This window comes from Halorientalis salina, assembly GCF_005049285.1.
Taxonomy (GTDB): domain Archaea; phylum Halobacteriota; class Halobacteria; order Halobacteriales; family Haloarculaceae; genus Halorientalis; species Halorientalis salina.
In genome coordinates this window covers 773,731-800,196 of sequence record NZ_SOSC01000001.1, presented here as the reverse complement: position 1 = coordinate 800,196, position 26,466 = coordinate 773,731, and the positions used below count along the sequence as shown (strand labels likewise).

Annotated in this window: 29 protein-coding genes; 11 read left to right on the top strand and 18 right to left on the bottom strand. The window is 66.9% G+C overall.

The features are described from left to right. The first annotated feature begins 42 nt into the window (after window positions 1–42). Window positions 43–693, top strand: coding sequence for a helix-turn-helix domain-containing protein (locus E2481_RS04170; RefSeq protein ID WP_136715857.1), 651 nt, complete (start codon window positions 43–45; stop codon window positions 691–693). Here the strand turns inward: E2481_RS04170 and E2481_RS04165 are convergent, their stop codons facing one another. The 8 genes from E2481_RS04165 to E2481_RS04130 all read right to left on the bottom strand — a co-directional run bounded on the left by E2481_RS04165 (window position 694) and on the right by E2481_RS04130 (window position 8,809). Beyond that, a complete protein-coding gene (locus tag E2481_RS04165) occupies window positions 694–1,167 on the bottom strand; it encodes a hypothetical protein (protein ID WP_136715856.1) in 474 nt (157 codons plus the stop codon). A gap of 127 nt (window positions 1,168–1,294) precedes the next feature. After that, window positions 1,295–2,419, bottom strand: a complete 1,125-nt coding sequence (locus E2481_RS04160; protein ID WP_136715855.1) for a M20 family metallopeptidase — start codon at window positions 2,417–2,419, stop codon at window positions 1,295–1,297. Then, a complete protein-coding gene (gene dapF / locus E2481_RS04155) occupies window positions 2,419–3,330 on the bottom strand; it encodes a diaminopimelate epimerase (RefSeq protein ID WP_136715854.1) in 912 nt (303 codons plus the stop codon). The genes E2481_RS04160 and dapF overlap by 1 nt, the downstream gene beginning before the upstream one ends. Then, window positions 3,318–4,565, bottom strand: a complete 1,248-nt coding sequence (gene lysA / locus E2481_RS04150) for a diaminopimelate decarboxylase (protein ID WP_136715853.1) — start codon at window positions 4,563–4,565, stop codon at window positions 3,318–3,320. The genes dapF and lysA overlap by 13 nt, the downstream gene beginning before the upstream one ends. After that, window positions 4,562–5,410, bottom strand: a complete 849-nt coding sequence (locus E2481_RS04145; RefSeq protein ID WP_136715852.1) for a 2,3,4,5-tetrahydropyridine-2,6-dicarboxylate N-succinyltransferase — start codon at window positions 5,408–5,410, stop codon at window positions 4,562–4,564. Before E2481_RS04145 ends, lysA begins: the two co-directional genes overlap by 4 nt. A gap of 12 nt (window positions 5,411–5,422) precedes the next feature. Beyond that, on the bottom strand, window positions 5,423–6,184 hold the full coding sequence (gene dapB, locus E2481_RS04140; protein ID WP_136715851.1) for a 4-hydroxy-tetrahydrodipicolinate reductase: 762 nt from the start codon (window positions 6,182–6,184) through the stop codon (window positions 5,423–5,425). Continuing rightward, the gene (dapA, locus tag E2481_RS04135; protein WP_136715850.1) at window positions 6,181–7,101 is read right to left on the bottom strand and encodes a 4-hydroxy-tetrahydrodipicolinate synthase; all 921 of its coding nucleotides are present in this window, start codon (window positions 7,099–7,101) and stop codon (window positions 6,181–6,183) included. Before dapA ends, dapB begins: the two co-directional genes overlap by 4 nt. A gap of 268 nt (window positions 7,102–7,369) precedes the next feature. Next, complete coding sequence (locus tag E2481_RS04130; protein WP_169302366.1) at window positions 7,370–8,809, bottom strand: PAS domain-containing sensor histidine kinase; 1,440 nt, start codon at window positions 8,807–8,809, stop codon at window positions 7,370–7,372. A 184-nt stretch (window positions 8,810–8,993) separates the two neighbouring features. Between E2481_RS04130 and E2481_RS04125 the strand changes: the two genes are divergently transcribed. Next, complete coding sequence (locus tag E2481_RS04125) at window positions 8,994–9,491, top strand: LabA-like NYN domain-containing protein (protein ID WP_136715849.1); 498 nt, start codon at window positions 8,994–8,996, stop codon at window positions 9,489–9,491. Here the strand turns inward: E2481_RS04125 and E2481_RS04120 are convergent. Then, window positions 9,488–9,670 (bottom strand): hypothetical protein, encoded by a 183-nt coding sequence (locus E2481_RS04120; RefSeq protein ID WP_136715848.1) that lies wholly within the window; start codon window positions 9,668–9,670, stop codon window positions 9,488–9,490. The genes E2481_RS04125 and E2481_RS04120 overlap by 4 nt on opposite strands. Window positions 9,671–9,833: 163 nt before the next feature. Between E2481_RS04120 and E2481_RS04115 the strand changes: the two genes are divergently transcribed. The 3 genes from E2481_RS04115 (at window position 9,834) to E2481_RS04105 (ending at window position 14,060) form a co-directional block, all read left to right on the top strand. After that, the gene (locus tag E2481_RS04115) at window positions 9,834–10,316 is read left to right on the top strand and encodes a PUA domain-containing protein (RefSeq protein WP_136715847.1); all 483 of its coding nucleotides are present in this window, start codon (window positions 9,834–9,836) and stop codon (window positions 10,314–10,316) included. Between the two features lie 78 nt (window positions 10,317–10,394). Further along, window positions 10,395–12,224 carry an ArnT family glycosyltransferase gene (locus E2481_RS04110; protein ID WP_136715846.1) on the top strand — a complete coding sequence of 610 codons (1,830 nt, stop codon included), beginning with the start codon at window positions 10,395–10,397 and terminating at the stop codon, window positions 12,222–12,224. A gap of 57 nt (window positions 12,225–12,281) precedes the next feature. Continuing rightward, window positions 12,282–14,060 carry an ArnT family glycosyltransferase gene (locus E2481_RS04105; protein WP_136715845.1) on the top strand — a complete coding sequence of 593 codons (1,779 nt, stop codon included), beginning with the start codon at window positions 12,282–12,284 and terminating at the stop codon, window positions 14,058–14,060. Between the two features lie 39 nt (window positions 14,061–14,099). Here the strand turns inward: E2481_RS04105 and E2481_RS04100 are convergent, their stop codons facing one another. From E2481_RS04100 to E2481_RS04085, 4 genes are read right to left on the bottom strand one after another with little or no spacing between them, the layout of a single operon-like run. Further along, window positions 14,100–15,131, bottom strand: a complete 1,032-nt coding sequence (locus tag E2481_RS04100; protein ID WP_136715844.1) for a lysylphosphatidylglycerol synthase transmembrane domain-containing protein — start codon at window positions 15,129–15,131, stop codon at window positions 14,100–14,102. Between the two features lies 1 nt (window position 15,132). Then, complete coding sequence (locus tag E2481_RS04095; protein WP_136715843.1) at window positions 15,133–15,966, bottom strand: polysaccharide deacetylase family protein; 834 nt, start codon at window positions 15,964–15,966, stop codon at window positions 15,133–15,135. Then, complete coding sequence (locus E2481_RS04090) at window positions 15,956–16,318, bottom strand: DUF2304 domain-containing protein (protein WP_136715842.1); 363 nt, start codon at window positions 16,316–16,318, stop codon at window positions 15,956–15,958. Before E2481_RS04090 ends, E2481_RS04095 begins: the two co-directional genes overlap by 11 nt. A 2-nt stretch (window positions 16,319–16,320) precedes the next feature. Further along, on the bottom strand, window positions 16,321–16,995 hold the full coding sequence (locus tag E2481_RS04085) for a glycosyltransferase family 2 protein (protein ID WP_136715841.1): 675 nt from the start codon (window positions 16,993–16,995) through the stop codon (window positions 16,321–16,323). A gap of 106 nt (window positions 16,996–17,101) precedes the next feature. Between E2481_RS04085 and E2481_RS04080 the strand changes: the two genes are divergently transcribed. From E2481_RS04080 to E2481_RS04060, 5 genes are all read left to right on the top strand, one after another. Continuing rightward, the gene (locus tag E2481_RS04080) at window positions 17,102–18,646 is read left to right on the top strand and encodes an alkaline phosphatase family protein (RefSeq protein ID WP_136715840.1); all 1,545 of its coding nucleotides are present in this window, start codon (window positions 17,102–17,104) and stop codon (window positions 18,644–18,646) included. 61 nt (window positions 18,647–18,707) lie between these two features. Next, a complete protein-coding gene (locus tag E2481_RS04075) occupies window positions 18,708–20,048 on the top strand; it encodes an aryl-sulfate sulfotransferase (protein WP_136715839.1) in 1,341 nt (446 codons plus the stop codon). A gap of 44 nt (window positions 20,049–20,092) precedes the next feature. After that, on the top strand, window positions 20,093–20,482 hold the full coding sequence (locus E2481_RS04070) for a nascent polypeptide-associated complex protein (RefSeq protein WP_136715838.1): 390 nt from the start codon (window positions 20,093–20,095) through the stop codon (window positions 20,480–20,482). 1 nt (window position 20,483) lies between these two features. Further along, window positions 20,484–21,212, top strand: a complete 729-nt coding sequence (locus E2481_RS04065) for a tRNA (adenine-N1)-methyltransferase (RefSeq protein WP_136715837.1) — start codon at window positions 20,484–20,486, stop codon at window positions 21,210–21,212. Window positions 21,213–21,233: 21 nt separating this feature from the next. Then, complete coding sequence (locus E2481_RS04060; RefSeq protein WP_136715836.1) at window positions 21,234–21,638, top strand: hypothetical protein; 405 nt, start codon at window positions 21,234–21,236, stop codon at window positions 21,636–21,638. 1 nt (window position 21,639) lies between these two features. On the opposite strand, the gene E2481_RS04055 is transcribed toward E2481_RS04060, so the two are convergent. The 5 genes from E2481_RS04055 to E2481_RS04035 form a co-directional block, all read right to left on the bottom strand. Next, complete coding sequence (locus E2481_RS04055) at window positions 21,640–22,263, bottom strand: hypothetical protein (RefSeq protein WP_136715835.1); 624 nt, start codon at window positions 22,261–22,263, stop codon at window positions 21,640–21,642. 6 nt (window positions 22,264–22,269) lie between these two features. After that, complete coding sequence (locus tag E2481_RS04050; RefSeq protein ID WP_136715834.1) at window positions 22,270–22,593, bottom strand: transcription factor S; 324 nt, start codon at window positions 22,591–22,593, stop codon at window positions 22,270–22,272. 239 nt (window positions 22,594–22,832) lie between these two features. Then, window positions 22,833–23,717, bottom strand: coding sequence for a DUF7139 domain-containing protein (locus tag E2481_RS04045; protein ID WP_136715833.1), 885 nt, complete (start codon window positions 23,715–23,717; stop codon window positions 22,833–22,835). Window positions 23,718–23,839: 122 nt separating this feature from the next. Continuing rightward, window positions 23,840–24,775 (bottom strand): hypothetical protein, encoded by a 936-nt coding sequence (locus E2481_RS18915; protein ID WP_250137717.1) that lies wholly within the window; start codon window positions 24,773–24,775, stop codon window positions 23,840–23,842. Then, the gene (locus E2481_RS04035; protein WP_136715832.1) at window positions 24,772–25,011 is read right to left on the bottom strand and encodes a hypothetical protein; all 240 of its coding nucleotides are present in this window, start codon (window positions 25,009–25,011) and stop codon (window positions 24,772–24,774) included. The genes E2481_RS18915 and E2481_RS04035 overlap by 4 nt, the downstream gene beginning before the upstream one ends. 194 nt (window positions 25,012–25,205) lie before the next feature. On the opposite strand from E2481_RS04035, the gene E2481_RS04030 reads away from it, so the two are divergent. Beyond that, a complete protein-coding gene (locus E2481_RS04030; protein ID WP_136715831.1) occupies window positions 25,206–26,459 on the top strand; it encodes an inorganic phosphate transporter in 1,254 nt (417 codons plus the stop codon). Window positions 26,460–26,466 lie beyond the last annotated feature (7 nt).

Genomic DNA, 26,466 nt, shown 5'->3' with positions numbered 1-26,466 from the left:
GGATGTAAACACCTATGCGAGGTGGGTGTCATAACCCGGCAAATGCGATACGTCGAGGGACGACTGACGCCGGAACGGGGCTGGTTTCACCCCATCGAGCGGCGTATCCAGCAGGCACCGGGCGTCGAGAACGAGCGCATCCTCCAGATGCAACTGCTCGACGACGGCACGGTGACGACGATGTACGAACTGAGCGGCGATCGGGAGGTCATCGATTTCGCCGCCGAGCACATGCCCGAACTCATTACTTACCAGATCTCCCCGATGCAGGACCGCATCATCACCTACGCGCACGTCGAGGCAAACGAGATGCTGGAGGGGCTGCTGGAGATCCCCCAGAAATTCGAGGTCGTCCCCGACTTCCCCATCGAGTTCGTCGGCGACGGAAGCATCCGGCTGACGACGGTCGGTGACGAGGAACAGATCCGACAGGCCCTGGCCGCGGTTCCGGAGGGGATCACGGTCGAACTCGAAAAACTGGGCGACTACGCCCCGGAAAACGAGCGTCTCCTGACGCGACTCACCGACCGCCAGCGTGAGGTCGCCGAGATCGCCGTCGAGATGGGGTACTACGACACGCCGCGGAAAGTCACCTACGACGACGTCGCCGACGAGGTCGACGTCGCCCCCGGCACCGTCGGCGAGATCCTCAGAAAAGTCGAATCCCGACTTCTGAACGCGCTGTTGGGCTGACTATCGGCGGAACCGGCTCGATTTCGCACTCGTCGAGCCGGGCTTTGCGATCGCCAGTTCGTGCCAGTGCTGGATGCCCCAGTAGCCCAGGCCGGTGCCGATCATGCCGGCCGCGAGGAAGTAAAAGAGCAGTTGCGACGCGACGACCTGCCCGGGGTTCCGGACGACGTGCACGATGCCCTCACCGCCGAGCGTCAGGAAGATGAACGTCCCGAGCGCGACGCTGCCGGCCGTCGCGATGATCGTTCGCCCGTCGATTCCCTGTGCCTCGAACAGCAGTATCGTGCCCACGAAGGCAGTTGCCATGCCGAGGACGTACAGCGGGAGTCGGCCGCTGACGCCCGGTGCCTGTCCGGAGAGTAACGCGACGAGTCCCACGAAACTCGCCGTCAGGACGAGCGTACAGATCGCCACGAGCGCACCCGCCCGTCCGAGCGCTTCCACGTCGAATCGCCGCCTACGTGCCGTTGCCATAGTCGATACTCTCGTATCTCCGTCAAAAGCGTTTTCGCCGCGTCTGACGGGCGTCTGCCGACCGTCTGCTGGGCGCTATCAATCCTGGAAACAGTCGTCGGGGACGGCCGGGATCTCGCGACCGAGGCTACCCGAGCAGGTCCTCGACTGCGGCCGTGACGATCTCGCCCGCACGCTCGACGTCCGAGCGACGGACGTACTCGCGTTCGGCGTGGGCGACGGCACCGTCATTGTCGGCCAGTACGCCCGGTCCGAACACGACTGTCGGGGCGTCCTCGGCGAAGTAGGACGCTTCTGTTGCCGCCCCGAACGGTCGAACCTCGCCGGCTCCCGCCGCTTGCATCGTGTTGACGAGTTCGCTGTCGGCGGGCGTCGCGAACGCTTCCAGAAACGGCGTCTCGCGCTCGGTGTATTCGAACGAGAGTGACAGCGAATCGGGCAGCCAGGACTGGAGATGGGCTTCCAGTTGCTCACGAAAGCCCTGCTGGGTCTCCGGGGGAACGCTCCGCCGGTCGATCGTAATCCGGCACTCCGCAGGGATCTGGTTCGTCGCCTCGCCGCCATCGATGACCGTCGGTTCGAGCGTCGGCCGCCCCAGCGAGTCGTGTTCGGGCGGCCCGACGGTCTCGTCGTAGGACTCGATAGCCTGCAATACCGGCGATGCCGCCCGTATGGCGCTGGCACCGCTCCCCGGTTCCGCGGCGTGAGCGGCGACGCCTTCGATTGTCACTGTCCCCTCGAACCGTCCCTTCGCCGCGTTGCAGACGTCGAGGCCCGTCGGCTCGCCCACGATGAACCCATCGGCTTCCAGATCGAGCGCCGCGGCTCCCGTCGAGTACACTTCCTCGTCGGGGGTGACTGCCAGCGTGAGCCGCCCGGCCTCGATGTCGGCCTCGAAGAACGCGGTCAGCAACGCGGCCAGCGGCCCCTTCGCGTCGCAGGACCCTCGCCCCCGGACGACGTCGCCGTCTCGCGGCCGTTGCCCGCTCGACCCGTCAGCGACGCCTGGTGGCGTCGCTCGCCGTTCGAAGGGAACGTGCGGTGGCACCGTGTCAATGTGGGTGTTCAAAACGATGTGCGGCCCCGACGCGTCGCCCTCGCGAGTCGCGAGCGTGTTCCCGGCGTCGTCGACGGTGGGGGCCGTCCCCTCCGCTTCGAGCGTCTCGACCAGGAACTCCCGCATCTCCGAGACGTTCTCGTGGGAAGGCGTCTGGACCGCGGTTTCGTGGAAGGAAAGCGCGTCGAAGGCCATCAGTCGTCCCCGGTCGCGTCGGCGTCCACGTCGCTGTCGGTCTCGACCGGCTGTGAACCGGGCAACGCGGCGTGGCCGGCGTACTCGCGCTCGACCGGCCCCTGGAGCAGCGCGTCGTCCTCGGTCAACTGGACGACCAGCCGTCCGCCAGGCGGGTGGACGGGGATGCGCTCGCCCACCTCGACCTTGTCGAGCCGTTCTGCGGCTGCAGTGATCGCCACTGCCCCGGTGCCACACGAGTCGGTCTCGGCCTCGACGCCGCGTTCGAAGGTACGCTGATCGAAGCCGTGGACGGCGGTGGCCCCACCGTCGGACCGTTCGGAGGCGAAGTTCACGTTCGCTCCCTCCGGGAAGATCTCGGCGTCGCGAACCGCCGGTGCGACGGCACCGACGTCGACCGTTGTCACGTCGTCGACGAACGCCACCGCGTGGGGGACGCCCGTGTTGACCGCGGTGACCGTCAGCCCCTCGACCGCCGCCTCGATCAGCGGGTCGTCGCTATCGACGGGGACTGCCTCGGGTTCGAAGGCGGGCTTCCCCATCTCGATGGTGACTCCCTGATCGGTGATCTCGGCGCGACGCGTCCCCGCCTGGGTGTCGATCATGACCTCGTCGGCGTCGGTCCGCTCGGCGACCCACTTGGCCGCACAGCGGGCCCCGTTGCCACACATGGCCGCGACGCTGCCGTCCGGCTGGACCAGCGTCATCACGACCCGTGGCGGCGAGTACTCGTCTTCCAGCGCGAGAAAGAGGACGCCGTCGGCACCCGTCTTCAGCGCGTCGGGGTGTGTCAGTCCCGTCTCGCGGTCACAGAGGTCCGCGGCGAACGCCCGCCGGTCCGGCACCTCCTCGTCCGCGTCGACGATGATGAAGTCGTTGCCCGTCCCGTGGTATTTCTCTACTCCGACCATGGTTCTAGTCTGGTTACGTCCGCGAGCTCCTCGCGCCGAACCGCGATCGACGACTCCCGTCCGTCGACGGCGACGACCGCCGGCCGCGGCCGGGAGTTGTACTGGCTGCTCATCTCGTAGCCGTACGCCCCGGCGTTCCCGACCGCCAGCACGTCGTCGCGTTCGGGGGCCGGCAACTGACGGTCCCGTCCGAGCACGTCGGCGGTCTCACAGATCGGCCCGGCGACCATCGCCGGTACCGTCTTCCTGTCGGCCGCTTCGGGTGCGAGCGAGCGTATCTCGTGATACGAATTATACATCGCCGGACGGATAAGTGTCGTCATCCCCGCGTCGACGCCGACGACCGTCGTTTCGGCCGTCTCCTTGACGGTGTTGACCGTCGCGAGCAACACGCCCGCGTCGGCGACGACGTACCGGCCCGGTTCGATTCCCAACTGTGCGTCCACGTCGCCGAGCGCCGCACGGGTGGCCTCGGCCACCGAATCGAGGTCGAGCGGCGGTTCGTCCTCGCGGTAGGGCACGCCGAGGCCGCCCCCGACGTTGACGAACGCCAGGTCGGTCACGTCGTCGACGACGTCCCGCGCGAGGTCGCCCATCCGCGAGACCAGTTCCCGATGGGCGTCCATGTCCTCGGCGGAGATGCCGCTCCCGGCGTGAGCGTGGAGTCCCACGAGGTCCATGCCGCGGTCGACCGCGTCCGCTGCGAGGTCGGCGACCCGGTCGTAGGGCACGCCGAACTTCGGTGCCGCGCCCGTCGAGACCTTCTCGTGATGGCCCGCCCCGACGCCGGGGAGCACGCGGATGCAGAGCCGCCCGTCGAAGCCCCGGTCGGCGACGCGCTCTAAGGTGTCGGCCGAATCGACCGTGACGACGACGTCGTTGTCCGCGGCGATTTCGACGACGTGGTCGAGGTCACGGTCCGGCGGATTGACAGCGGTGTATCGAACGTCCTCGGGAGCGAAGCCCGCGTCGATGGCCCGCTGGAGTTCGCCAGCAGAGGCACACTCCGCACCGAGGCCCGTCTCCCGAACGGTGTCGAGCACCGCCCGGGTCGTGTTGGCCTTGACCGCGTAGCTGATCTCCTCGTCGGTGAAGGCGGCCTGCAACCGCCGCGCGTTCTCCCGTACCCGCTCCAGATCGACGACGTACAGTGGCGTCTCGTACTCGTCGGCGAGGCCGCGCAGTCGCTCGGCGTCCCACGCGGAGAGCCGGCGGACTGCGGGTCCAGTCGTCATTCTCGAAGTGCGTCCTCGCGCTCGGTCCCCTCGAGGGTTTCCGTCTCGATGTCCGTCGCGACCACGGCGGGCTTGTAGGCCGCCCCGGGGATGAGGTCGTTGTCGCTGACCGAGGACTCGACGTAGCGGGCGAACGCCCGGCGCTCGGCCGGCAGTTCGCCGTACAGCACCTGATCCTCGACGAGGTCGTACACCGGAATGCGCGGCGTCAGCAGCGTGTTCTCGCCGACGACGCTGTTCTCGCCGACGACGAACCCGGAGGTGACGCGAGTCCCGGCCCCGAGCGACACGCCGTCTTCGATGATGACGGGGTTGTCCTCGACCGGTTCGAGGACGCCGCCGACCAGCGTGTTCGCGCCGAGTTTGACGTTCTCGCCGATCTGCGCGCAGGAGCCGACCGTGTCACAGGAGTCGACCAGCGTGCCGTCGTCGACGTACGCGCCGATGTTCACGAACGACGGGCTCATCATGATCGCGTCGCTGCCCACGTAGGCACCGCGTCGGATGACGGTCCCGTCGGGCGTGTTCCGGGAGCCGCGCTCGCCGATGTCGGCGGTCTCCCGGAGCGGCAGGACGTCGTGGTAGTCGACGCCGCCGTGGGTCCGGGCCTCGATATCGCGCAGGCCGAAGTTGAGCAGGATACCGTGTTTGACCCACTCGTTGACCGTCCAGCGCTCTCGGACCGAGTCGCCCGAGCCGTCGGGTTCGGCGGCGCGGACGATTCCCTGTTCCAGTGATTCGAGGAAGGCGTCGAGGACGCCCAGGTCGTCGGCGGTGGCGTCGGCGGCGGTCAGTCCCTCGTCGTAGCGGTTCCACAGCGCCTCGATGTCGGATTGCAGACTCATGTGTTCGCGTCCTTACTCCGCGTCGATAACGTCACCGAATTCGTACCACTCGGCGTCCCGGCCCGCGAGCCAGTCGGCCGCGTCGAGCGCCCCCGCCGCGAACACGCCCCGGTCCTCGGCGTGGTGAGAGAGCGACAGCACCTCGTCGTTGCCCGCCGCGATGAGTTCGTGCTCGCCGCGGATGTCGCCCGCTCGGCGCGCGAACACGCCGATTTCGTCGTCTTCTCGCGGGGCGTGCCCCTCGCGGCCGTACACCGGTTCCACGTCGCGGTGGTCCTGGACGGTGTCGAGGATGGTCTTGGCGGTCCCCGAGGGCGCGTCGACCTTCCCGTTGTGATGGGTCTCCATCAGTTCCAGGTCGTACTCCGGGACAGCCTCCAGCGCCTCGCCGATGGCCCGGAGGAGCGCGTGGACGCCGCGTGCGAAGTTGGTCGCCTTCAACAGTGGGACCGATTCACTGGCCGCCTGTAGCCGGTCGAACCCGTCGTCGGAGAAGCCGGTCGTTCCAACGACCATCCCGACGCCGGCCTCGACGCAGGCGTCGGCCAGCGCGAGTGTCGCCTCCGGAATCGTGAAGTCGATCACGACGTCGGGATCGTATTCGGCGAGTCCCTCGGCGACGTTCTCCGCGTCGAGGATCGGGACGCCCTGCACCTCGTCGGCGTCGGCCACGTCGAATCCGACGACGGCGTCGACGTCGTCGCGGTCGGCCGCCGTCTCGATCACGGTCCGACCCATCCGGCCCGTCGCGCCGTTGACTGCGACGGTCGTCATTCGCTGGCCTCCGCGACTTCCGGCACCTGACCGTCGTCGAGGTCGGCCAGCACTTCGCGCAGACGCTCCAGGTCCGCCTCGTCCATCCGGGAGAGCGGCGAGCGCATCCGGCCGGAGTCGTAGTGACCGCGGATCTCCATGGCCTCCTTGATCGGGATGGGGTTCGAGACCATGAACAGTGCGCGGAACAGCGGCCCGAGTTCGTGGTGGTAGGTCCGGGCGCGCTCGTAATCGCCCGAGACGGCCGCGCCGACCATCGCACAGGTCCGCTCGGGTTCGATGTTCGCGGAGACGCTGATACAGCCGGTCCCGCCGGTGGCGATGATTGGGAGCGTCATCGCGTCGTCGCCCGACAGCACCGAGAAGTTCTCCTCCCGCGTCCGTTCGATGACCTCAGTGATGCGGTTCATGTCGCCGCTTGCGGCCTTGTAGCCGACGATGTTCTCGTGTTCGGCGAGGTTCACGGCGGTCTCGACGGCGATGTTCCGCCCCGTCCGGGAGGGGACGTTGTAGATGATCTGAGGCACGTCGAACTCGTCGGCGATCCGTCGGAAGTGGGTCTCCATCCCCGCAGGTTCGGGCTTGTTGTAGTAGGGTGAGATCAGGAGCAGGCCGTCCGCGCCCGCCTCGACCGAGCGCCGCGAGAGTTCGATCGCTTCGCGCGTGTTGTTGCTGCCCGAGCCGGCGATCACCGGCACGTCGTCGACCGCTTCGACGACCGCCTCGATGACCTCGATGTGTTCGTCGTGGGAGACGGTGGCGCTCTCCCCGGTCGTGCCCATCGGAACCAGGCCGTCGACGCCCGCCGATTCGAGGTATCGGGCGTGGTCCTGTAGCGTTTCGAAGTCGATGCTCTCGTCCTCGTGGAACGGCGTGGTCATCGCGGGGAACACGCCGGTGTAGGTGTCGTGTGTCATTGCTGTTGGTTGGGTGTGGCTGTGATTTGAGCGTGGTGGTCTGCCGATACCGCCGAAACCGACCCGCGACGAGGGCGCTACGCCCGCCGTGAGTCACTCGTCGTCGGTCGGTTTCGGTTTCGAGAAAAAGCGATCCGCGCCACACCGACGGCTGTCACGCCGCCCGGTACGTCCGCGTGTGGCCCGGTTCATATCCGAATAGCCAACACGGGAGAACTTATACGTTCCGACGACAGATCGGCGTGGCTGTTCCGGCGGCCGACTCCCCTCACCCGTGGCCGCGTGGCAGTTCGATCTCGATACGATTGCCCCGGTCGCCCGCCGATGTCACCGTGATCTCGCCGTCCGATAGTTCGACGACCCAGTAGACCAGCCACAAGCCGAGCCCCGAGCTGTGGTACACGGCGTTCATTTCGTGCTCACCGGTCAACACCCGCGCTTCGACCTCCGGGATCGGCGGTGCCTCGTCCTCGATCCGCACCACGACCTGCTGGCCGTTTCGGCGGGCTGTCACCCGGACCGTCGGCCCTTCGCACTCGCTGTGCTGTACAGCGTTCTCGATCAACTCGAGGATCGCCGCCTCGATACCGGCCACTGCAACCACAGTCGCCGGCTCGAGACGAGGCAGCTCGATCGACACTGCCGGAAACCGATCCTCGACGATCTCCGCCGCGGTCTCCACGGCGGCGTCGATCTCGACCCGCTGGTGGGTCGCCTCCGTCGTCAGCAGATCGATGATCTTGCGCTCTTTCTCGGCACTGGCGAGGAGACTCGCGCTCGTCCGGCGGATGGTCGCCGTCTGCTCGGCCACTTCGGGCACCTGCTGTTCGATGAGTTCTGCGTTGCACGTGATGGTCGTGAGGTCGTTGCGGAGGTTGTGACGCAGGAGGTTGTCCATCACGTAGAGCTGGCGCTCGCGCTGTCGACGGTCGGTGATGTCCCGGGTGAAGCCGGTGATGCGGACCACCTCGCCGCCATCGGTCTGTGACCGATTGCCCGAGGGACTCCGTCCCTCGCTGTCCTCGACGACGGGGATCGCCTGCACCCACACCCACACGTCGTAGTCCTCCGCAGGGTTGACCCGGTACTCTATGTCCACGGACCTGCCGTCGGAGAGACGGGCCATCGCCTCTTCGACCAGCGGCACGTCGTCGGGGTGGACGGCGTCGACGAACGCCCGTGGATCGGACTCGATCTCCTCGATGGGGAGGCCGTAGACCGCTTCGTAGGCGTGGTTCACGAACAGGAGTTCGGTCCAGTCGCTGTCGAACATCCAGAGAACGTCGTCGGTCGTCGCCGCCAGTTCCCTGAGTCGCCTCGCCGCCACCGCCTGCGAGCGTTCGGCGGTGACGCGGTCCGAGATGTCCCGCGAGCTGACCACGTAGCCGTCGAGGTCTTCGTCGGTAAGGTTCGACATCTGACTTTCGAGCCACACCCACGAGCCGTCCTCGGCCCGAAAGCGGTACTCGACCATCGTCTCGGTGAAGGTCTCGCTCGTGATCGTCCGTTCGAAGGCGGTTTCGGCCTCGTCCACGTCGTCGGGGTGGATGTACTCGAAGGCGTTCTCACCGATCAGATCGGCGGGTTCGTAGCCGAGGATTCGCTCGACAGCTCCGTTGGCGTATTTGAATCGACCCTCCCCGTCGAGCAACACGACCTTGTCCTGTGCGTGGTCGAGCAACACTTCGATCGGCGGGGGGTCCTCCATCTGCTCGTAGAGAAACCGAACCACAAGCGAAAAAACGTTTTCCCCGTATTACGTTTGGTTCGAGCGTCTCTCGGCGAAAAGATGGTTCCGACACAGACCAGGGAGACGAAGGCTGACGTGAACCGGACCCCTGGCGAGCGGGCAGACACAAAACCATATCACACACCGTCTGCAAAAAGCGAGCATGACGGACGTTCACCCCGGGCAGCGCGTGGCGATGCTCGCCGACGCGCAGAACCTCTACCACACCGCCCGGAGTCTCTACACGCGAAACATCGACTACGCCTCCCTCCTGGAAGAGGGAGTCCGTGGCCGCGAACTGACCCGTGCGATCGCTTACGTCATCCGCGCCAACGCCGAAGACGAGGAGAGTTTCTTCGAGGCGCTCGTCGACATCGGCTTCGAAGCCAAGACCAAGGAGATCAAGACCTTCGGCGACGGCTCGAAGAAGGCCGACTGGGACGTGGGAATGAGCCTGGACGCGGTGTCACTGGCCGACCACGTCGACACGGTTATTCTCTGTACCGGCGACGGCGACTTCTCGCGGCTCTGTCGCCACCTGAAACACGAGGGCTGCAAGGTCGAAGTGATGGCCTTCGAGGAGTCGACCGCCGAGGAACTCGTCGCCGCTGCCGACGAGTTCAGGGATCTGAGCGCCGAGAAAGAGACGTTCCTGCTCTAAACGGGACGTCCGCCCTCGGAGGTGCCCACCAGCAGCGACCCGGCGGCCAGGCCGAGCGAGGCGACGGCTGCGGCCGCCACCGGAACCGGACTCCCCTGCAGGCCCGCCCCGAGAATCAGCGCGCTGCTGACGACCAGCAGCACCACACCGACTGCGATCTTGGCTGTGCTTGATAGCATATTATCACGGGTTACGCCGTAATCTGGTATAAATCCATCCAAACTGCCTGCCTGTGGCATGATCGTTTATGATTGATACTGCATCTATTGGTTCGTGGTAACAGTCAGCAACACGGACCGGTGGGTGGAAGGTGTTTTGTCGGTGGGTCCGCTCGGGTCAGCCATGCAGACCGACGAGCGCCGGATGCTCCAGCGGGTCGCCGACTACCAGTTCGGCGCTGGGGCCGGCTCGACGCTCTTTCCCGACGACGAGGACCTTACGGTGTATCGCAGCACGTCGGGTCGCCCGGACCAGGTGGTCGCCGACGCCGGGCGACTCGTCACCTACGGCGTCGACGGGCGGTTCAGACTCGGCACCGCGGGCGGCCGCCGACTCCAGGCGGGGCTCAACGCCCCCCGACACCGTGTCGTCCTGGGCGACGAGAGCGAACCCTACGTCCGGGAGGGACGCAACGCCTTCGCGAAGTTCGTCCAGTCGGCCGACGACGCGATCAGACCGGGCGACGAGGTGCTGGTCGTCCACGACGACGGCCCGCTGCTCGCGGTCGGGCGGGCCGAACTCTCGGGACAGGGAATGGCTGATTTCGACACCGGGATGGCCGTGTTCGTCCGAGACGGGGCCACAGCAGACGCGAACGCCGAGTGACAGGACGACCCGTCGGTGGGGTACTGCGGCTGGTCGAAAAACGTCAGTTTAACTGCAGTCGTTTCGTATCCGGGACCGATGCAGGTCCCTCCGCGACCGCTCGCGAACGCGTTCCGGCAACTCCGCTCGGACCTCCGCACGGACCCGTATCTCGTCTACGTCCTCGGCCTCGCACTTGTTCTCTGTAGCTTCTGGTTCTGGCACGGGCTCCCGAACTTCGCGACGTGGGACGAACGGGACCGCCTCCTCGACCCGCTCGTCGCCTACAGCTCCGTGCTCGAAGACCCGAGTATCGAGAGCCTCCGCCAGGGCGTCGCGTGGGGTCGGGAACCGTTCGGCGCGACGTTCTACGTCTACGCGCTCGCGCTGCTCCCGGTCGTTCTGGCAGCGGCGATCACCGGAGACCTCAGTGCCATCGAGGCCATCCATTTCCCGAGCAGCGAGTACGGGTACTACCCGGTCTGGCAGGCGACGCCCAAGTGGATCTGGACGTGGAGCCTCGCGTTCGCCCGGCTCACGAACGTCGTGTTCGCCGTCGCCTCGGTCTATTGCACCTACCGGATCGGGGTCGACCTCCGGGACCGGGCCACGGGTCGGCTCGCGGCCGTGTTGCTGACGCTCACGTTCGGTTTCGTCAAACTCGCCCACGAGGGCGGCGAGGACATGCCGGCGGTCTTTTTCCTGTTGCTCGCGCTCACCCTGCTGATCCGATACGTCGAGACCGGACGGCGTGACCTGTTTCTCTGGGCGAGCGCGGCTGGCGGCGTGGCGCTGGCGTTCAAACTCACGGCGGCACCGATCGTGCTCGTCGTCGGCCTCGCCGTTCTGCTTCGAGCACGGGCCGAATCGACGCCCCTGCGTCGGGCCCTCTGGCGACCGCGACTGTTGCTTTCGGGTGCCGGGGTCGGGGCCGTCGCGCTCGCCGTCGGGTTCCCGACCCTGCTCGTCGGGCACGTCGAGCCCGTAGTTGGCCGGCTGTTCGGCCACACCAGTCAGCGAACCGGGCTCGCTGTCGGTCCGACGGCCCCGACGTGGTGGTGGTTCCTCCGGACGTACGTCAGCGGGCTCGGGATTCCGCTCTTGCTCGCCGGCATCGCGGGCGTACTCGCGAGCGCCCTCCATCTACGCACGTTGCGGGCAAGTGACGATCGAGGATCGACCAGAGCCTTCAGCGGTACCGCGCTCTTGCTGGGGTGTCTCGGGCTGTATCTCCTCCTGTACGCGACCTGGCACGACTTCCGGGTTCACCACCTCCTGCCGACGTTCCCGCTCGTCGCGCTGTTGACCGCCGGTGCGCTCGAACGGTTCCGCGACCGTCGGCCGTCGGTCGCCGCCCCGGTACTCGCCGCGCTCCTCCTCACGACTGCGCTCTACGCCGGCGCGGGCACCGCCGGCTACGCCACCCTTCCCCGGGACGAGGCGAGAACGTGGCTCAACGAACACGCGGACCGGTCGGACACGATGGAGGGGTATTTCCACGGCTTCCAGGAGATCGCGGTCCCCCACTGGATGGCGCTCAACCCGATCTGGGCCGACCCGAACGAAACCGACGTCGAGCGTTGTCCCGACTACATCCAACTCACCTACAAGGACCTGCTCTATCTCAGGGACGTGCCCGACGACCAGCGGGGGTACGACGTGGACTCGAACGTGGACGCGCGAGCCCGGTACGTCCGGGCGCTCCTGGACGGGGAGTACAACTACGAGGTTGCCGCCGAGTTCGGCCCCCGGCCCCCGAACTACGTCCCCCAACGGCCGACGCCCGGGTCGCTCGCCGACCTCGTCGCCCTCGGTATCAACCCGCACAGCGACCAGTACGGCGACGAACAGGAACTCACGGTGAACCAGTACACGCTCATCATGGAACACGAGGGCCCGTGTGACGAGTCGCGAACGCCGCCGTGGTAGCGCCCGGCGCTTCCGAACAACGGTTGTTTTTTACGACACCTGGCTGACCTGACACCAATGGGAGGCCGCATCCGTAGCCTGGTCGCACAGGGGGTCGGACAGTTCGCGGACGATCTCAGGACGGACCCGTACCTCAAATTCATCCTCCTTGCTGCGACGGTCCTCTCGGGCTTCTGGTTCTGGCATCGCATCCCCAACTTCGCGACCCGCGACGAGCACAGCCGGCTCATGGACTCGCTGGTCGCCTACGGCCACGTCATCTCCGAGCCGAGCTACGAGTCGCTCAGGGAAGGCGTCGTCTGGGGGCGCGTCCCGTTCGGCGCGACCTTCTATCTCTTCGGCCTGGCCGTCCTCCCAGTGGCGATCGTTGCGTTCCTGACCGGACAGCTCGACCTGTTCGAGGCGTTCGTCCGACCGAGCTGGGAGTTCGGCTTCTACCCGTCCTGGGAGGCAACGCCCCGATGGGTGTGGACCTGGAGCCTCGGCCTCGTCCGGCTGTTCAACGTCCTGTTCGCGGTCGGCTGTGTGTACCTCACCTATCGCCTGGGCGTCGCGACCTACGGCCGGACGGCCGGTCGGCTCTCGGCCGTCCTGCTGACCGTCACGTTCGGCTTCCTCACCATCGCCCACGAGGGCGGCGAGGACATGCCGGCGCTGTTTTTCGTGTTGCTCGCGCTCTACCTCGTTCTCAGGTACGTTCAGACCGGCGACGGCGCGTTGTTCCTCGCGGGGAGCCTCTTCGGCGGCGTCGCCATCGCGTTCAAACTCACGGCGGCACCGATCATCCTGCTGATCGGCGTCGGTCACTTCCTTCGAGCCCGGAACGCCGGTGACGACTGGACGGAGGCGCTCTTCGCGCCGGCCCTCCTCGGCAGCGGTGCGCTGCTCGGCTTCGCCGCGATCGTCCTGGGCTTTCCGACCGCGCTCGTGGGGGAATTCGATCTGCTATGGGGGCGGATCTTCGGCGGCTCGGCGTCGCGCATGTCCCACCCGACGGGACCGGACGCCCCCATCTGGTGGTGGTTTCTCCGGCAGTACTTCACTGGTCTGAGCCTGCCGCTGTTCGCGGCGGCAGTGACCGGCGTCGTCGCCAGCGCGGCCCACCTCCGGCGACGCGGCCCGGACTTCGACGGAACCGCCCTGGTGCTTGTCGCCCTCGTCGCGAACGTCGTCATGTTCTCGCAGTGGCACGACTTCCGCGTACATCACCTCCTGCCGACGTTTCCGCTCCTGGCCCTGTTACTCGGTGGAACACTCGCCCGACTCCGTGACCGACGACCGTCGATCGGCGGACCAGTCATCGCCCTGCTCGTCGTAACGAGCGGGATCTACGCGGGCGTCGGCGTCGCCGGGTTCGCGTCGATGCCCCGCGACGAGGCCGAGTCCTGGCTGACCGAGAACGCCGCCGACAACGCGACGATGGAACTCTACCGCGTCAACATGCAGGACACGGCGATCCCCCACGGCATGGCTGTCAGCCACCCGTACGGCGAGGAGACGCTTGATCCCTGTCCGGAGTACATCCAACTGGGATACCGAGACCTCCTCTATCTCAAAAACGACACGTACTACCGCAACGGCGACGTTCAGGCGGCCTACATCCGGTCGCTACTCGAGGAGGAGCGCAACTACGAGATCGCCGCCGAGTTCGGCCCGCGTCCCCCGAACTTCGTCCCGCAGCGCCCGACGCCGGGATCGGTCACTGATCTGCTCGGGCACGGGATCACGCCCCACGTCGATCAGTTCGCCGACGAGCAGGAACTCACCCCAAACCAGTACACTGTCATTCTGGAACGGACCGGGGACTGTCGCCAGCCCCGGCGGGTGCCGTTCTGAGGGCGCGCGTTGCTCAGGGCTTCGCTCGCTCGCCGACCGCTAGTCCACCGACATCGCGGCGAGGTCGAGCCGCGTCGACGGGTACCAGCCCATGACTGCTGGCAGGTAGATCCCGAACACGCGGTCGACGAGGACGATCGGCACGATGACCTCGGCGGGGACGCCCAGCGCGACGAACACGGCGGTTGCGGTCGCCTCCGTGACGCCGATGCCGCCGGGCGTCAGCGGGAGCAGCGTCACGCTGTAGGCCGTCACGAGATAGAGCGGGAGCAGGACGACGGGCTCGAAGGCCACGCCGAAACTCGCGAGTAGCAGGAAAACCCGAACGCCGGGGGCCAGCACCAGCGTGACTGCCCAGCCGGCCGCGTAGCCGAGCCACACCCGAGGATTCGTCGCGAGGTCCCGGAACGTCGCCGCCGAAGCGTCGGTCCCCGACGACAGGTCCCGGATTCGCTCGGCTGCGCGCTCCCCGACTCGCGGCACCCTGGCGACGACCCGAGTCAGGACGGCCAGAAGCGGGTCGAGGAACTGCAGGTTCGTACCGACCGCCAGGACGAACACGCCGGCGGCGAGGTAGAGCCCGGTCGAGAGGCCGACGACGACGACGAGACCGAAGGGGAGCTGTCCGTAACTCGCCGCGACACCGACGAGCGACACGAGTCCGTACAGGAGCGCGTAGATGCCGGTGTGAACGCCTGAGACGGCCGCTGCGTCCGTGTAGGCCATCCCAGTCTGGCTTCGCAGGACGAACGGCGCGGCGAGTCGCCCCGATAGCCGCGAGGGGAGCAACTGGTTGACGAAGTTCACGATGAGCGCGATGCTCCCGGCCGTCCGGACGGAGACGCGCTGTACCGGAGCGATGGTGACCTGCCAGGTGTAGAAGCGAGCGAACAGCCCGGCGATGCTCACGGCGAACAGCGCCGCGATGGGACCGGGTTGGAGGCCGCCGAGCGCGCCGAGTGCGCGCTCGACGTCGATCTGCCCGACGAGCCAGGCGAAGGCGGCGACGGCGATGGCGACCTTCGCCGCCGTGACGGCGACTCCGCGGAGCGAAAGCGACGTGCGCGCCATCTCACTCGACCCCGGTATCGGCGTCCTCGACCACGTCGCGAGCGGTCACGAACTCGAAGGGCTGGGCCAGAATTCGCTCGACGGCGCGGCGCATCCAGTCGCCGGTCCGCCAGTAGACGCGCGCCGGCACGCCCTCGACCTCGGGCAGGTCGACGAACTCCCAGGGATGGACGTAGAGCACGGGTGCGATCCCGCGCCGCGCGAGCAGTTTCATCCCCAGGATCGTGTAGCGCGGGCCGAAAAACCGGAGCCAGGTGCCCGTCAGTGGGAGTCGCAGGCCCGGCATGACGCTCACCGGGAGTTCCGCGAGTCCGGCCGGCGCGTCCGCGCGAACTTCGCTCGCCGGTGCCGGCCGCGTGAGGTCGTACTCACCGCCGTACCAGCCCGGAATCCGCCGGCTGGCGACGACGCTCGAATCGTAGGCGTAGCCTGTCGCCGCCAGCGCGTCGAAGTGGTCAGAGGCGATGTCGAACGCCGGCGCACGAAAGCCCGAGACTGTGTTCCCGGTGACGTCTTCCAGTACCGTTCGCGACCGCTCCATCTCTTCGCGGCGATCATCGGCGTCGAGGTCCGTGAGGAGCCTGTGCGTGTGCGTGTGTGATCCGATCTCGTGGCCGGCCGCCGCCAGTGCCTCGACGGCCTCCGGATACGCTTCGGCGACCGAGGAGACGACGAAACAGGTGGCCGACGCGTCGTGGTCGGCCAGCCGATTCAGGAGAAACTCGCCCCCGGCGAGGCCGACGCCGTCGCGATCGGTCTCGCCCGCGGCGCTCCGGTAGGCCGGCGTCTGGGAGAACAGCTCGAAATCGATGGAGAGGACGGCTTTATCGCTCATCCGGCTCGTCCTCGAGCTGTTGTTTGAGGAGGCTGAGTTCCTCGTTGACGCGCGAGAGCCGGTCGTAGAGCTTGCCGATCCGGTTGAACAGGTACGTGACGACGACGAACAGCGTCAGGTTCGACATGACGAGGATGGCTCGCGCCTTCAGTTCGAGGCCGAGCACCGTCGCGACGATCTGAAAGGAGTTCTGAAAGAGGGCGACGAAGATGAGGCCGGTGCCGACGACCAGGGACATGACGAACAGCGCGATGTCCTCCCGGCCGCGCCTGACGATGACGTACCCGTTGAACAGGAAGCCGAGTCCGACGAGCAGTGCAACGAGGTTGACGAGCGTAAAGGAGGAGGCCATGGTTATCGAAAGACGAGCACGCGGAGGATGACGTCGGTCATTCGGATCGGATAGAGCGCGAGCGTCCGGATCGAGAACTGGGATTCGCCCTCGTCCCGGACGGGCATCGTGGTCGACACCTCGGTGATCCGGTGTTGCTGACGGGCGGCTTCCAGCGTCTGCTCGACGGCCCAGTGGCTGTCCGAGCGGTGGAGGATCTCTTCGAGCGCCGAGACGCGATAGACGCGGAAGCCGCTCGTCACGTCGGTGATGTCGACGCCGCCCAGGCGGTTGACCAGTTCGGTGAAAAACCGGATCCCCATTCGGCGAATGAGCGGGTAGTCCTGGATGCTCTCGTTGAGATACCGACTCCCGATCACCATGTCGGCGTCCGCGGCGGCGTCGAGCAACTCGGGGATCTTCTCGGGGTCGTGTTGGCCGTCGGCGTCGACCTGGACGATGAAGTCGAACTCGTGGCGGATGGCGTAGCGGTAGCCGGTCCTGACGGCCCCACCGACGCCGGTGTTGAAAACGTGTTTGATGACCGTCGCGCCGTGGTCGCGTGCGACGGCCGCGGTCCCGTCGGTCGACCCGTCGTCGACGACGACGACCTCGTCGACGTACTGCTGGGTCCCGTCGATGACCGGCCCGATGGTGGAGGCTTCGTGATAGGCGGGAATGACTGCGACGGTGCGCACAGGTAGAGTCGTATTTCCGGTTTACTTAGATGTGTCGTTCGGGCGAGGGTTGCCGGCGAACCCGTCGGACGAAAGGAACTAGTACGGCCCTCGTCTCGCTTGGGGTATGACGCGGACATTCGTCGTCGGCCTCGACGGCGCGAGCTGGCGGCTCCTCGACCCGTGGATCGAAGACGGCACGCTCCCCAACCTCGCCGCGCTCCGCGAGCACTCCTCGTGGGCCGAAACGCGGAGCTGTCTCCCCCCCGTTACCTTCCCCAACTGGAAGTGTTACTCCGCGGGGAAGGACCCCGGCGGCCTCGGCGTCTTCTGGTTCGAGCGGGTCGACCTGGCGGAGGGGCGGATCGACGTGATGAACGGCGGGAATTTCGAGACCGCCGAACTGTGGGACTACCTCAACGACGAGGGCCAGTCGGCCGGCGTCGTGAACATGCCGACGATGTACCCCCCGCGGGAGATCGACGGGGTCGTCGTCGCCGGCGGTCCCGACGCCGTCGAGGGCGAGTACCGGTCGATCAGTTCGGGCTACACCTCGCCCGAGTCCCTCGCCGACGAACTCGAAGACCGGTTCGACTACCGCGTCCACCCCGAACCGCTGCTCTCCTCGAACGACGAGCGCGGGGCCGAAGTCGACGCCATCCTCGACCTGCTGGACGCCCGGTTCGAGGCTGCCACCACCCTCATGGAGGAACGCGACCTGGATTTCGTCCACGTCACGCTCTTTTATCTCAACGTTCTCCACCACTTCTTCTGGGACGAGGAGCCGACCCGTCGCGCCTGGGAACTGGTCGACGAGTGGCTCGGGCGTCTCGACGGGATGGAGGACACGAACCTCGTGCTAATGTCCGACCACGGGAGCGCGCCGACGACGACGGAGTTCTACATCAACGAGTGGCTGGCCGAGAACGGGTATCAGGTCCGCGGCCGGACCGTCGAGGACGTACTCCAGACGCTTGGGCTCGACCGCGAGCGACTGCTGCAGGTCGCCAAACGCGCGGGCGTCGTCGACGTGCTCGCGAACGTCGTTCCCGAGCGCATCCAGCAACTGGTCCCACAGCGGGAAGGCGTCAAGCGCAACCGGAAACTCGAAGCCATCGACGTAGAACAGTCCAAAGTCCTCGCGAGCGGGCAGGGACCGGTCTACATCAACCCGCGCTTCGACGTCGAGTCGGTCCGGGAGCAACTGATGGCCGACCTCCGAGAGGTTTCCGACGAGCAAGGGCCGCTGTTTACAGCCGTCCACAGGGGCGAAGACGTGTACAACGGGCCGTACGTCGACTCGGCCCCGGAGGTCGTCGTCGACCAGCGGCCGGGCGTCCACGTCAACGACGGCATCGGCGGCGGCGAGATCCAGACCGGGCCGGACCGCTGGGCGGCCGAGAACACGCCCCACGGCATCTTCCTGACCAGCGGCCCGGATTTCGCGGATCGGGGCGAACTCGACCGGATCAGCATCCTGGACATGGCACCGACGCTGCTGGCCGCGAGCGGATGCGACGTGCCCAGTGACATGCGGGGCGAGGTGTTGCCCGTTTTCGACGACGACCGGTCGTGGGACCGACGCGACCCGATTACGCTAGACGAGGCCGACGGGGACCGTGGGTCGGACGCCGTCACCGAACGGCTCCAGCAACTCGGGTACATGGAGTGACGGGTCCCGAGACCCGCTAGAGCGGAGCGTTTTACTGCTTGCGAATGGTCACCTCGGCCAGATGGAACGCGATAGACTCGGCGTCGTCCTGGTCGCGGTCGCCGTCGTCGGCCTGGCGCTCGTCGCCGCAAGCGGGGCGATGGCACCGTCCCAGGAAGTCACCACGGAAAACGAGACCGCGACGCTGGTCGGCATCCAGGGCGGCGGCCTGGGCTATCACGAACACGGGAGCGTCCAGCGCGTCGATCAGCGCGGCCAGCAGGTCTGGGAGATCGCGGACGCCGACAGCTACTTCGACGTGACCGGTCTCGAAAACGACACCGTCATGGCCGGGTTCATGGACAGCGGCTACACCGACTGTGGCCCCTACGCGTCGCCGTGTACCCACACGGGGTTCCGCATCCTCGACCCGGACGCCGAGGACCCGGTCACCTTCGAGTACAGCTATCCGGTTCGGACACGCGGAAACAGCGAGACACACGACGTCGAACGCCTGCCCTCCGGCGAGTTCCTCGTCTCGGACATGGAGCACGAACGGATCTACACGGTCGACCGGAACGGCACCGAAACCTGGGAGTGGCGGGCCAGTTCCTTCTACGACGCGCCGGAGGACCCCACCAGAACGGACTGGCTCCACATCAACGACGTGGACAACCTCGGTGACGACCGCTACCTGGTCAGCGTTCGGAACGCGAACCAGATCGTCGTCGTCGAACGCGGCGAGGGCGTCGTCGACGTGATCAACGAGGACCGCACGGACGCGGACGACGACGACTGTCCAGGGCTGGAGGACACCGACGGCGACGGGGACATCAGATGCGGTGATTCCGGGCTCTTCGACAAACAGCACAACCCGCAGTGGCTCGCGGAGAACGCGATCCTGGTCGCCGACAGCGGGAACGACCGGATCGTCGAACTCCACCGGAACGGTTCGGACGGCGAGTGGTTCGTCGCCTGGGGCGTCAACGAGGCCAACGGCCTGGCGTTCAAGTGGCCCCGGGACGCCGACCGACTGGCGAACGGGAACACGCTCGTCACCGACTCCCGGAACAAACGCGTCGTCGAGATCGACGAAAACGGCAGCGTCGTCTGGAGCACCACCTTCGAGTACATCCCCTACGAGGCCGAACGCCTCCCAGAGGGCGAGACCGTCGGCGGCCAGGTGTACAACCCCGAGCAGGGTGACGTCGACCTCGAATCCGAGTCGGGGGTTCCGGTGTTGACGCCGCTGTTGACGCTGCTCCGGTCGGGCTACCCGCTCCCGTTCTGGGTCTCCGAGTGGCACCTGCTGGTCGCCCTGCTCAGTCTCGGTGCGTTCGGCGGCGGGGTCGGGTTGCTGGTGTTCGACCGCCTGACCGGTGGGAGCGACGAGGAGCACTCGTCACGAGAGGACAGTGGGTAGGGGGAACCGGTGGGGTTTTTTGTCCGGACCGCGACCGAACGGGTATGTTCGGAGGCGGCGGATTCGACCCGCGGAAGATGCAACAGATGATGGACCAGTTCGGGATCGACCTGACCGAGATCGACGCCGAGGAGGTCGTCATTCGCACACCCGACGAGGAACTCGTCTTCACCGACGCGGAAGTCCAGAAGATGGACGCCCAGGGCCAGGCGACCTACCAGGTCATCGGCTCGCCCGAGAGCCGGGCCCGCGGTGAGGGCGACTCGGCCGGCGAAATCGAGAGCGGCGACGGTGACGACGGCGACGACGGGGGCATCCCCAGCGCCGACATCGAGATCGTCGCCCAGCGCGCCGGGGTCTCCGAGGAGGACGCCCTCGACGCGCTGGTCGCGAACGACGGCGACCTCGCGGCGGCAATCGCCGACCTGGAGTAACGTGGCAGTCCTCCTGGTTCGCGACGACCGCGAGTACCTCCTCGAACGAGGCGAAACTCTAGAGACCGACCTCGGTGTGCTGGAGGTCCCCGAGGACGCCGCGGCGGGGGAGGTCGTCACGACGCACTTGGACGAGGCCTTCACCGTCCGGGAACTGCGCGGTCCCGACTGCTTCGCCCACTTCGAGCGCACCGGTGCGCCGATGATGCCCAGAGACATCGGCCTCGTGATGGGCCATACCGGAGTTTCGGGCGGCGATCGGGTGCTCGACGCTGGCACCGGGACGGGGGTCCTCTCGGCGTACCTCGGCCGTGCGGGCGCGGACGTGGTGACCTACGAGCGCGACGCCGACTTCGCCGAGGTCGCCCGCGAGAACATGACGCTGGCGGGCGTCGACGACCGCGTCGACGTGCGGGTCGGCGACGTGACCGCCGAACTCGACGCCCTCACGGGGGAGTCGTTCGACGTACTGACGCTCGACACCGAGGACGCGGCGACCGTTGTCGCTCGCGCGCCCGACCTGCTCGCGAAGGGGGGGTTCGTCGCCGTCTACTCGCCGTTCGTCGAGCAGACCCGAGAAATCGTCGCGGCCGCCCGCGAGGCCGGCCTCTCGGACGTCGAATCGCTGGAGACCATCCAGCGCGAGATGGACTTCGACGACCGGGGCTCCCGCCCGTCGACGGCGGGCGTCGGCCACACTGGCTATCTGACGTTCGCGCGGCTAGAATAATCCGAGCTGAACCTCTCTGCCATGTTCAGGACCGTCGATCAACTGCTCACCGGCGTCGCGTCTGGCCCAGTCGAGATGGCGGCCAACCTCCTCGTTTCGCTCGACGGCGCGACGCTACAGCTCACGTCGATCACCGGGCAGGTCGAGATCGTCGTCGAGTCCCTCCGGGCGGCAGTCCGGATCGTCCGGACCGAAGGGGAGACGCTCCGAAAACTCGACGAGACGCTCGCCGCGGGCGGGATCACCGCCCCCGTCTACGTCGCGGGGGCCCGGATCGCCATGCTCGGCGCGAACGCCGAACCCGGCTGGCTCAGCAAACGGCTGGCCGACGGTCGGACCGAAGTCGACGGGTGGGGACTCATGAAAGCGATGCCCCGACGCCTGCGACAGCACGTTCGACAGGTTCGAGTTCGGCGGGCGGCCTGAGTCACTCGACGGACCGGACGAGCGAAAGCAGGTCCGCCCGGAACTCGCTGGGGGTGGTCGCAACGTCCGGCAGGTCGATATCGAGGAACTCCTCGAGCGGCCGGGCGGGGTACGCGCCGCCGGCGAGGCGGAACTCGCCGTCGGTCGTCCAGAGGGCGAGCCAGCCGTCGATCGGTAACTCGCCCGTGGTCCCGTCCGGGAGCGGCGTGTCGAGCGTCGCACTGAACGCACGCAGGCGGGCGCGGTCGCCGGTGTTGACCCGGACGCGCTGGCGAGTGCCCGACTCCACGTCGCGGAAGCCACGCTCGCGCAGGATCGTCGCGAACTCGGATTCGGCCTTCGAACGGACCGTCGAGAAGACGGCCATCGGCCCGACGGCAGGCGGTAGCGGCGGCGAAAAGGACATCCGAGTCGCGAAAAAGAAGCGCCACATCCGGTCGAGGCTCCCGTCGGTCGCCGCTCGAACGCTCGCCCGGAGGTCCTCGTCCTCGTAGACGAGCGTGTGTCCGACGACTTCGGCGGCCGGGAGCCGGAAGACGGTCTCGGTGCTGGCTTCCGTCCGAACCCAGCCCTCGCGTTCGGTCGCCGGGACGACGGGCATCCCCTGGCCGCTATCGTCGGCCATCCGTCGTCAGTGGTCGTCCTCGCGCCACTTGTGCTCGCACTCGGTGCAGGTGAAAAAGCGCGTCTCGCTCTCGTCTGCGGCGCGGATCTGTTTCATCTCCCAGAACGCGCGGTCGTTGTCACACTCCGGACAGCGAGCGTTGGTCGTCGGCCCCATGTCCTCGGCGTCGACCTCCGAGGTGTCGATGACCTCGCTTTCCTCCTGGGATTGGGTCGACGTCATCCCGGATTCGGTGGCTTCGTCTCGTGGCGTCTCGTGGCCGCAGCTCCCACAGACCCACATGCCGTCGTCGGTTTTCATCATCGAACCGCATTCGTCACAGAACTGCATTGTAGTAGGCACCCTTACGGAAGCCCCAATAAAATTCCGTCGGATGCGGCCGGGAACCGACGCGGGCTGGTCCCGTTGGGGTGGCCAACCACTATGGCGATGCCTTCGATTGTCACTGACAGGTGAATCAGATGGCACAACTCTCGGAACTGGTCGGCCAGTCGCTAGAGGAGTTCGTCTCCGGGCTGGTCGGCGCGAACCGCGACGTGGAATCGAAGTGGACGAAAATCGAGTGAGTATCAGTTGTTGGCCGCCCAGTTCTCGCAGGACTCCATGTCGTCCATGACTTCCTCGTGGAGCGTACACCCGGGTTTGATCTCGCCGCCGACGCGGACGTACTGGAAGTGTTCGCAGTTGCCGCAGTACGGGTCCGGCTGACCGCGCGTTTCGACGGCGTCGACGACTTCCTGGGGGACCGGTTCGACTGGCCCGTCACCGTCGACTGACTGGGTCGCCGCGCCGCCGTCACTGGTCGGCTGTGCGGGCCCGGCCGTGTCTCGGCGGTCGTACAGTACATCCTCGTCGTCGTGGTTGGTCTGGGTCTCGACCTCACCTTCGGGATCGGTCCCGAACAGGCCGACACTGCCGAAACCGGGGACGGACCCCGACACTTCGAGGACTCGGGTCGTTCCTTCCTCGGTCACCTCCATCGTGACCGTGCCGCCGGGATCGTTGCGCCGTTTGACGTTGGCGACGGCCAGGAACAGACACCAGAACGTCGTGATGGTACCCACGAAGTACACCACCACGACCGGGAGCGTGAGGTCCGTGCTGCCGGTCGCCCCGACCCACTGGTACGGGTAGGCCTCCCGGAAGAGTACGACGCCGAAGACGGAGAGACTGCCGCCGATGAGCGCCGCGGCCTGGGTCCGCCGGCTGGAGGGGAGCAGCGTGAAACTCCCGAGGAAGGCGGCCGGGACTCCGAGACCGGCGAGGACGCCGGCGAGTTCGCGGGCCTCGAAGACGGCGAGGCCGAACTGTTCGCCCACGCCGGTCGTCCCGAGGACGATCCCCGTCACGACCATGAGCGCGCCGACGCCGAACAGTGCCAGCCCGAGATACCGCCGTCGACGGCTGGCAACCGCGCCGACGCCGTGTTCGTACACGTCCGTCAGACTGGTCATGCCCGGGGGTACGTGACCAGTCCACAAAACAACCCGTCAGACGCCCGGCAGACGACTCGCGTCCCCCGGGGAGAACAGCGAACGGCTGGCTACGTGCCGGTCTGCAACCGGCAGCGCAGCGCTCAGGCGCCCGCCACGGCCCGCCCGGGACCGGAGACGCCGACGGTCGCGCCGGCGCGTTCGGCGTCCGAGGGAACGAAGATCTCGGCGGAGATGACTTTCGTGGCACCCGGGCGGACGAGGCCGGCCTCGCAGGTGCGACTGAGGATCGCCGCATCGTCCTCGTCGTACAGCGTGACGATGGCCGCTGCTTCCGCTGGCTCACCCTCGTTGGTGATGTCGAGTTCGACGTTCGCGAGCTGGTTTCTGAGTGCCGTGACGTCGGCCTCCGTGCCGTCCTTATCGGAGAACGTGACACGGTTCAGCGTGAGATGCGTCCCCTTCGAGCTGATATATCGGAAGAGACGGTCGGAGATCTCTTCGTAGAGTTCATCGCCCTCGGATCCCGCCTCGAAGAGCGTGCCGATCGGATTGAGGTCGGCACGGAGGTCGCTGGCGATGGTCGCACGGTTGTCCGTGTTGGTTTTCAGGCGGAGATAGTCGCTGATGAACGGGCCGAACTCGACCGGGAGGTCCCCGTCGTACATGTCGGCGTAGGCTCGCAGTTCGGCGTCGAAGTTGATCACCGGCGGCAGGGGTGCGGACGGTCGCTCGGCGGGGACCCACGGTCTGGCGGCCGACTGACGGTCGGCGGGCTCGTCCGTGGTGGTCGTGGTCTCCCGCTCGAAGAAGCCCAGGCCGTCGAGAACCGACCCGAAGACGGCGCTGAGAACGGTAACGAAGACGACACCGGCCGTCAGCAGGTGGGAGACAGGGGGCGGGAGCGTGAACTGGAACAGCGCGATGAACACGCAGGTCACGATCCCGACGACGAGGAGAAAGGACCCGAGATTGGGGTCTCTGCCAGTGAGGAACTCGATACCGTCGAGGAACGTCGACTCGACCTCCGTTTCCGGGGTGGCGTCCGACCGCTCCCCAGTTCGTTCTCGCGGGCTCACTGTCCGGTCACTCCCCCGACGTCGGCGCGGTTCGCGTCAGCGGCGCGTCGCAGCACCTGGACGAGGTGTGAGACCCAGAGCCCCGCGGTGAACCCGAACAGGGTCCCGACGGCCGTGATGCGGATGGTTTCCTCGAGCGGTGCGAACGCGACGCCGATACACAGCGCCCCGAAGATGAACATTAGAGCGTATTGGACGCGCGTCTCTCGGTTGAGTCGTCGTATCTCCCCTAGCATAACGAGCGTCTAGAGGCTTCGGAGCAGATTAACTCTGTTGTCTGACATAATTGCCGAGTGCGTATCACCAACTGCACTCTGTGGAGTCTTTATTCCCGAAATAGATGCCGTATCAGGGGAGGTGGTGGAAGCAACAAACCGAAGGGCTGCGGCGGTGTATGGGGTCACGTCGCCCAGATCCGGGTTTCGTTCAAATGGTCTCGGCACTCGTCGTCGTCGGCATCCTGGTTGCAGCGTTCGTCGGCTACAACATCGGCGGGTCCTCCACTGGCGTCGCGTTCGGTCCGGCCGTCGGGAGTCGCATCGTCACGAAGACGACGGCCGCGGGGCTGTTCACCGCCTTCGCCTTCCTGGGCGCGTGGACGGTCGGCCGGAACGTCATCGACACCATGAGCGACGGGATCGTCCCGGCCGCGCAGTTCACGCCGGAAGCCGCCGTCGGCGTCCTCTTTTTCGCTGGCCTCGGCCTCATGCTCGCGAACCTCTACGGCGTCCCTGCCTCCACGTCGATGACGTCCGTCGGTGCGATCGTCGGCCTCGGCCTGGCGACGGACACGCTGAACTCGGCGCTGATGTTCACCATCGTCTCGGCGTGGATCGTCGCCCCGCTGTTGGGCTTTTTCGCGGGGGCCGTCATCGGACGGTACCTCTACCCCCACCTCAACGCCCGGTTCTCGTTCGGCCGGCTCCAGACCCAACTCGTCGAACTGGACCGCTCAGGCCGGGCCCCGTACCCGCGATTCAACGAGAACGCGTCGCGGCGGGACGTCGTCGGCTCGCTGCTCGTGTTGGTCATCGCCTGCTACATGGGATTCAGCGCGGGCGCATCGAACGCGGCCAACGCGGTCGCGCCGCTCGTGGGGAACGGCTCGATCACCATCGAACAGGGGATACTGCTGGCCGTCGCTGCTATCGGTCTCGGCGGGTTCACCATCGCGCGCCGGACGCTCGCCACGGTCGGGAACGACATCACCGACCTGCCGATTCTCGCCGCGCTCGTCGTCTCGACAATCGGTGCGACCATCATCACCGTCCTCTCCCGACTGGGCATCCCTGCCAGTCTCGCGGTCAGCACGACCTGTTGCATCATCGGTCTCGGCTGGGGACGGGCGAGTCGCGCTGCCACACTCGCCGAGATCGCAACGCCGACCCCGGAGCACGAACACGAACAGGGACCCACGACCGGGGCGCTCGCGACGCCGACGGCCGGGGAAGACGTTCCTGCGGGACCGACCGTCGGCGAACTCGCGAGTGGTGACACCGATCACCAGGCGGCCCGCACTGAGAGCGACGCGTCCGTTCCGCAGATCGGCGACGAGGACCCCGAAGATCTCACAGCAGAGAGTCTGTTCGATCCGTCGGCCACGGCACGGATCGTCTTCCTGTGGGTCTTCACGCCGATTCTCTCGGTCGTCGGCTCGTACCTCCTCTTTTCGCTTATCCTCTAGCGGTGCC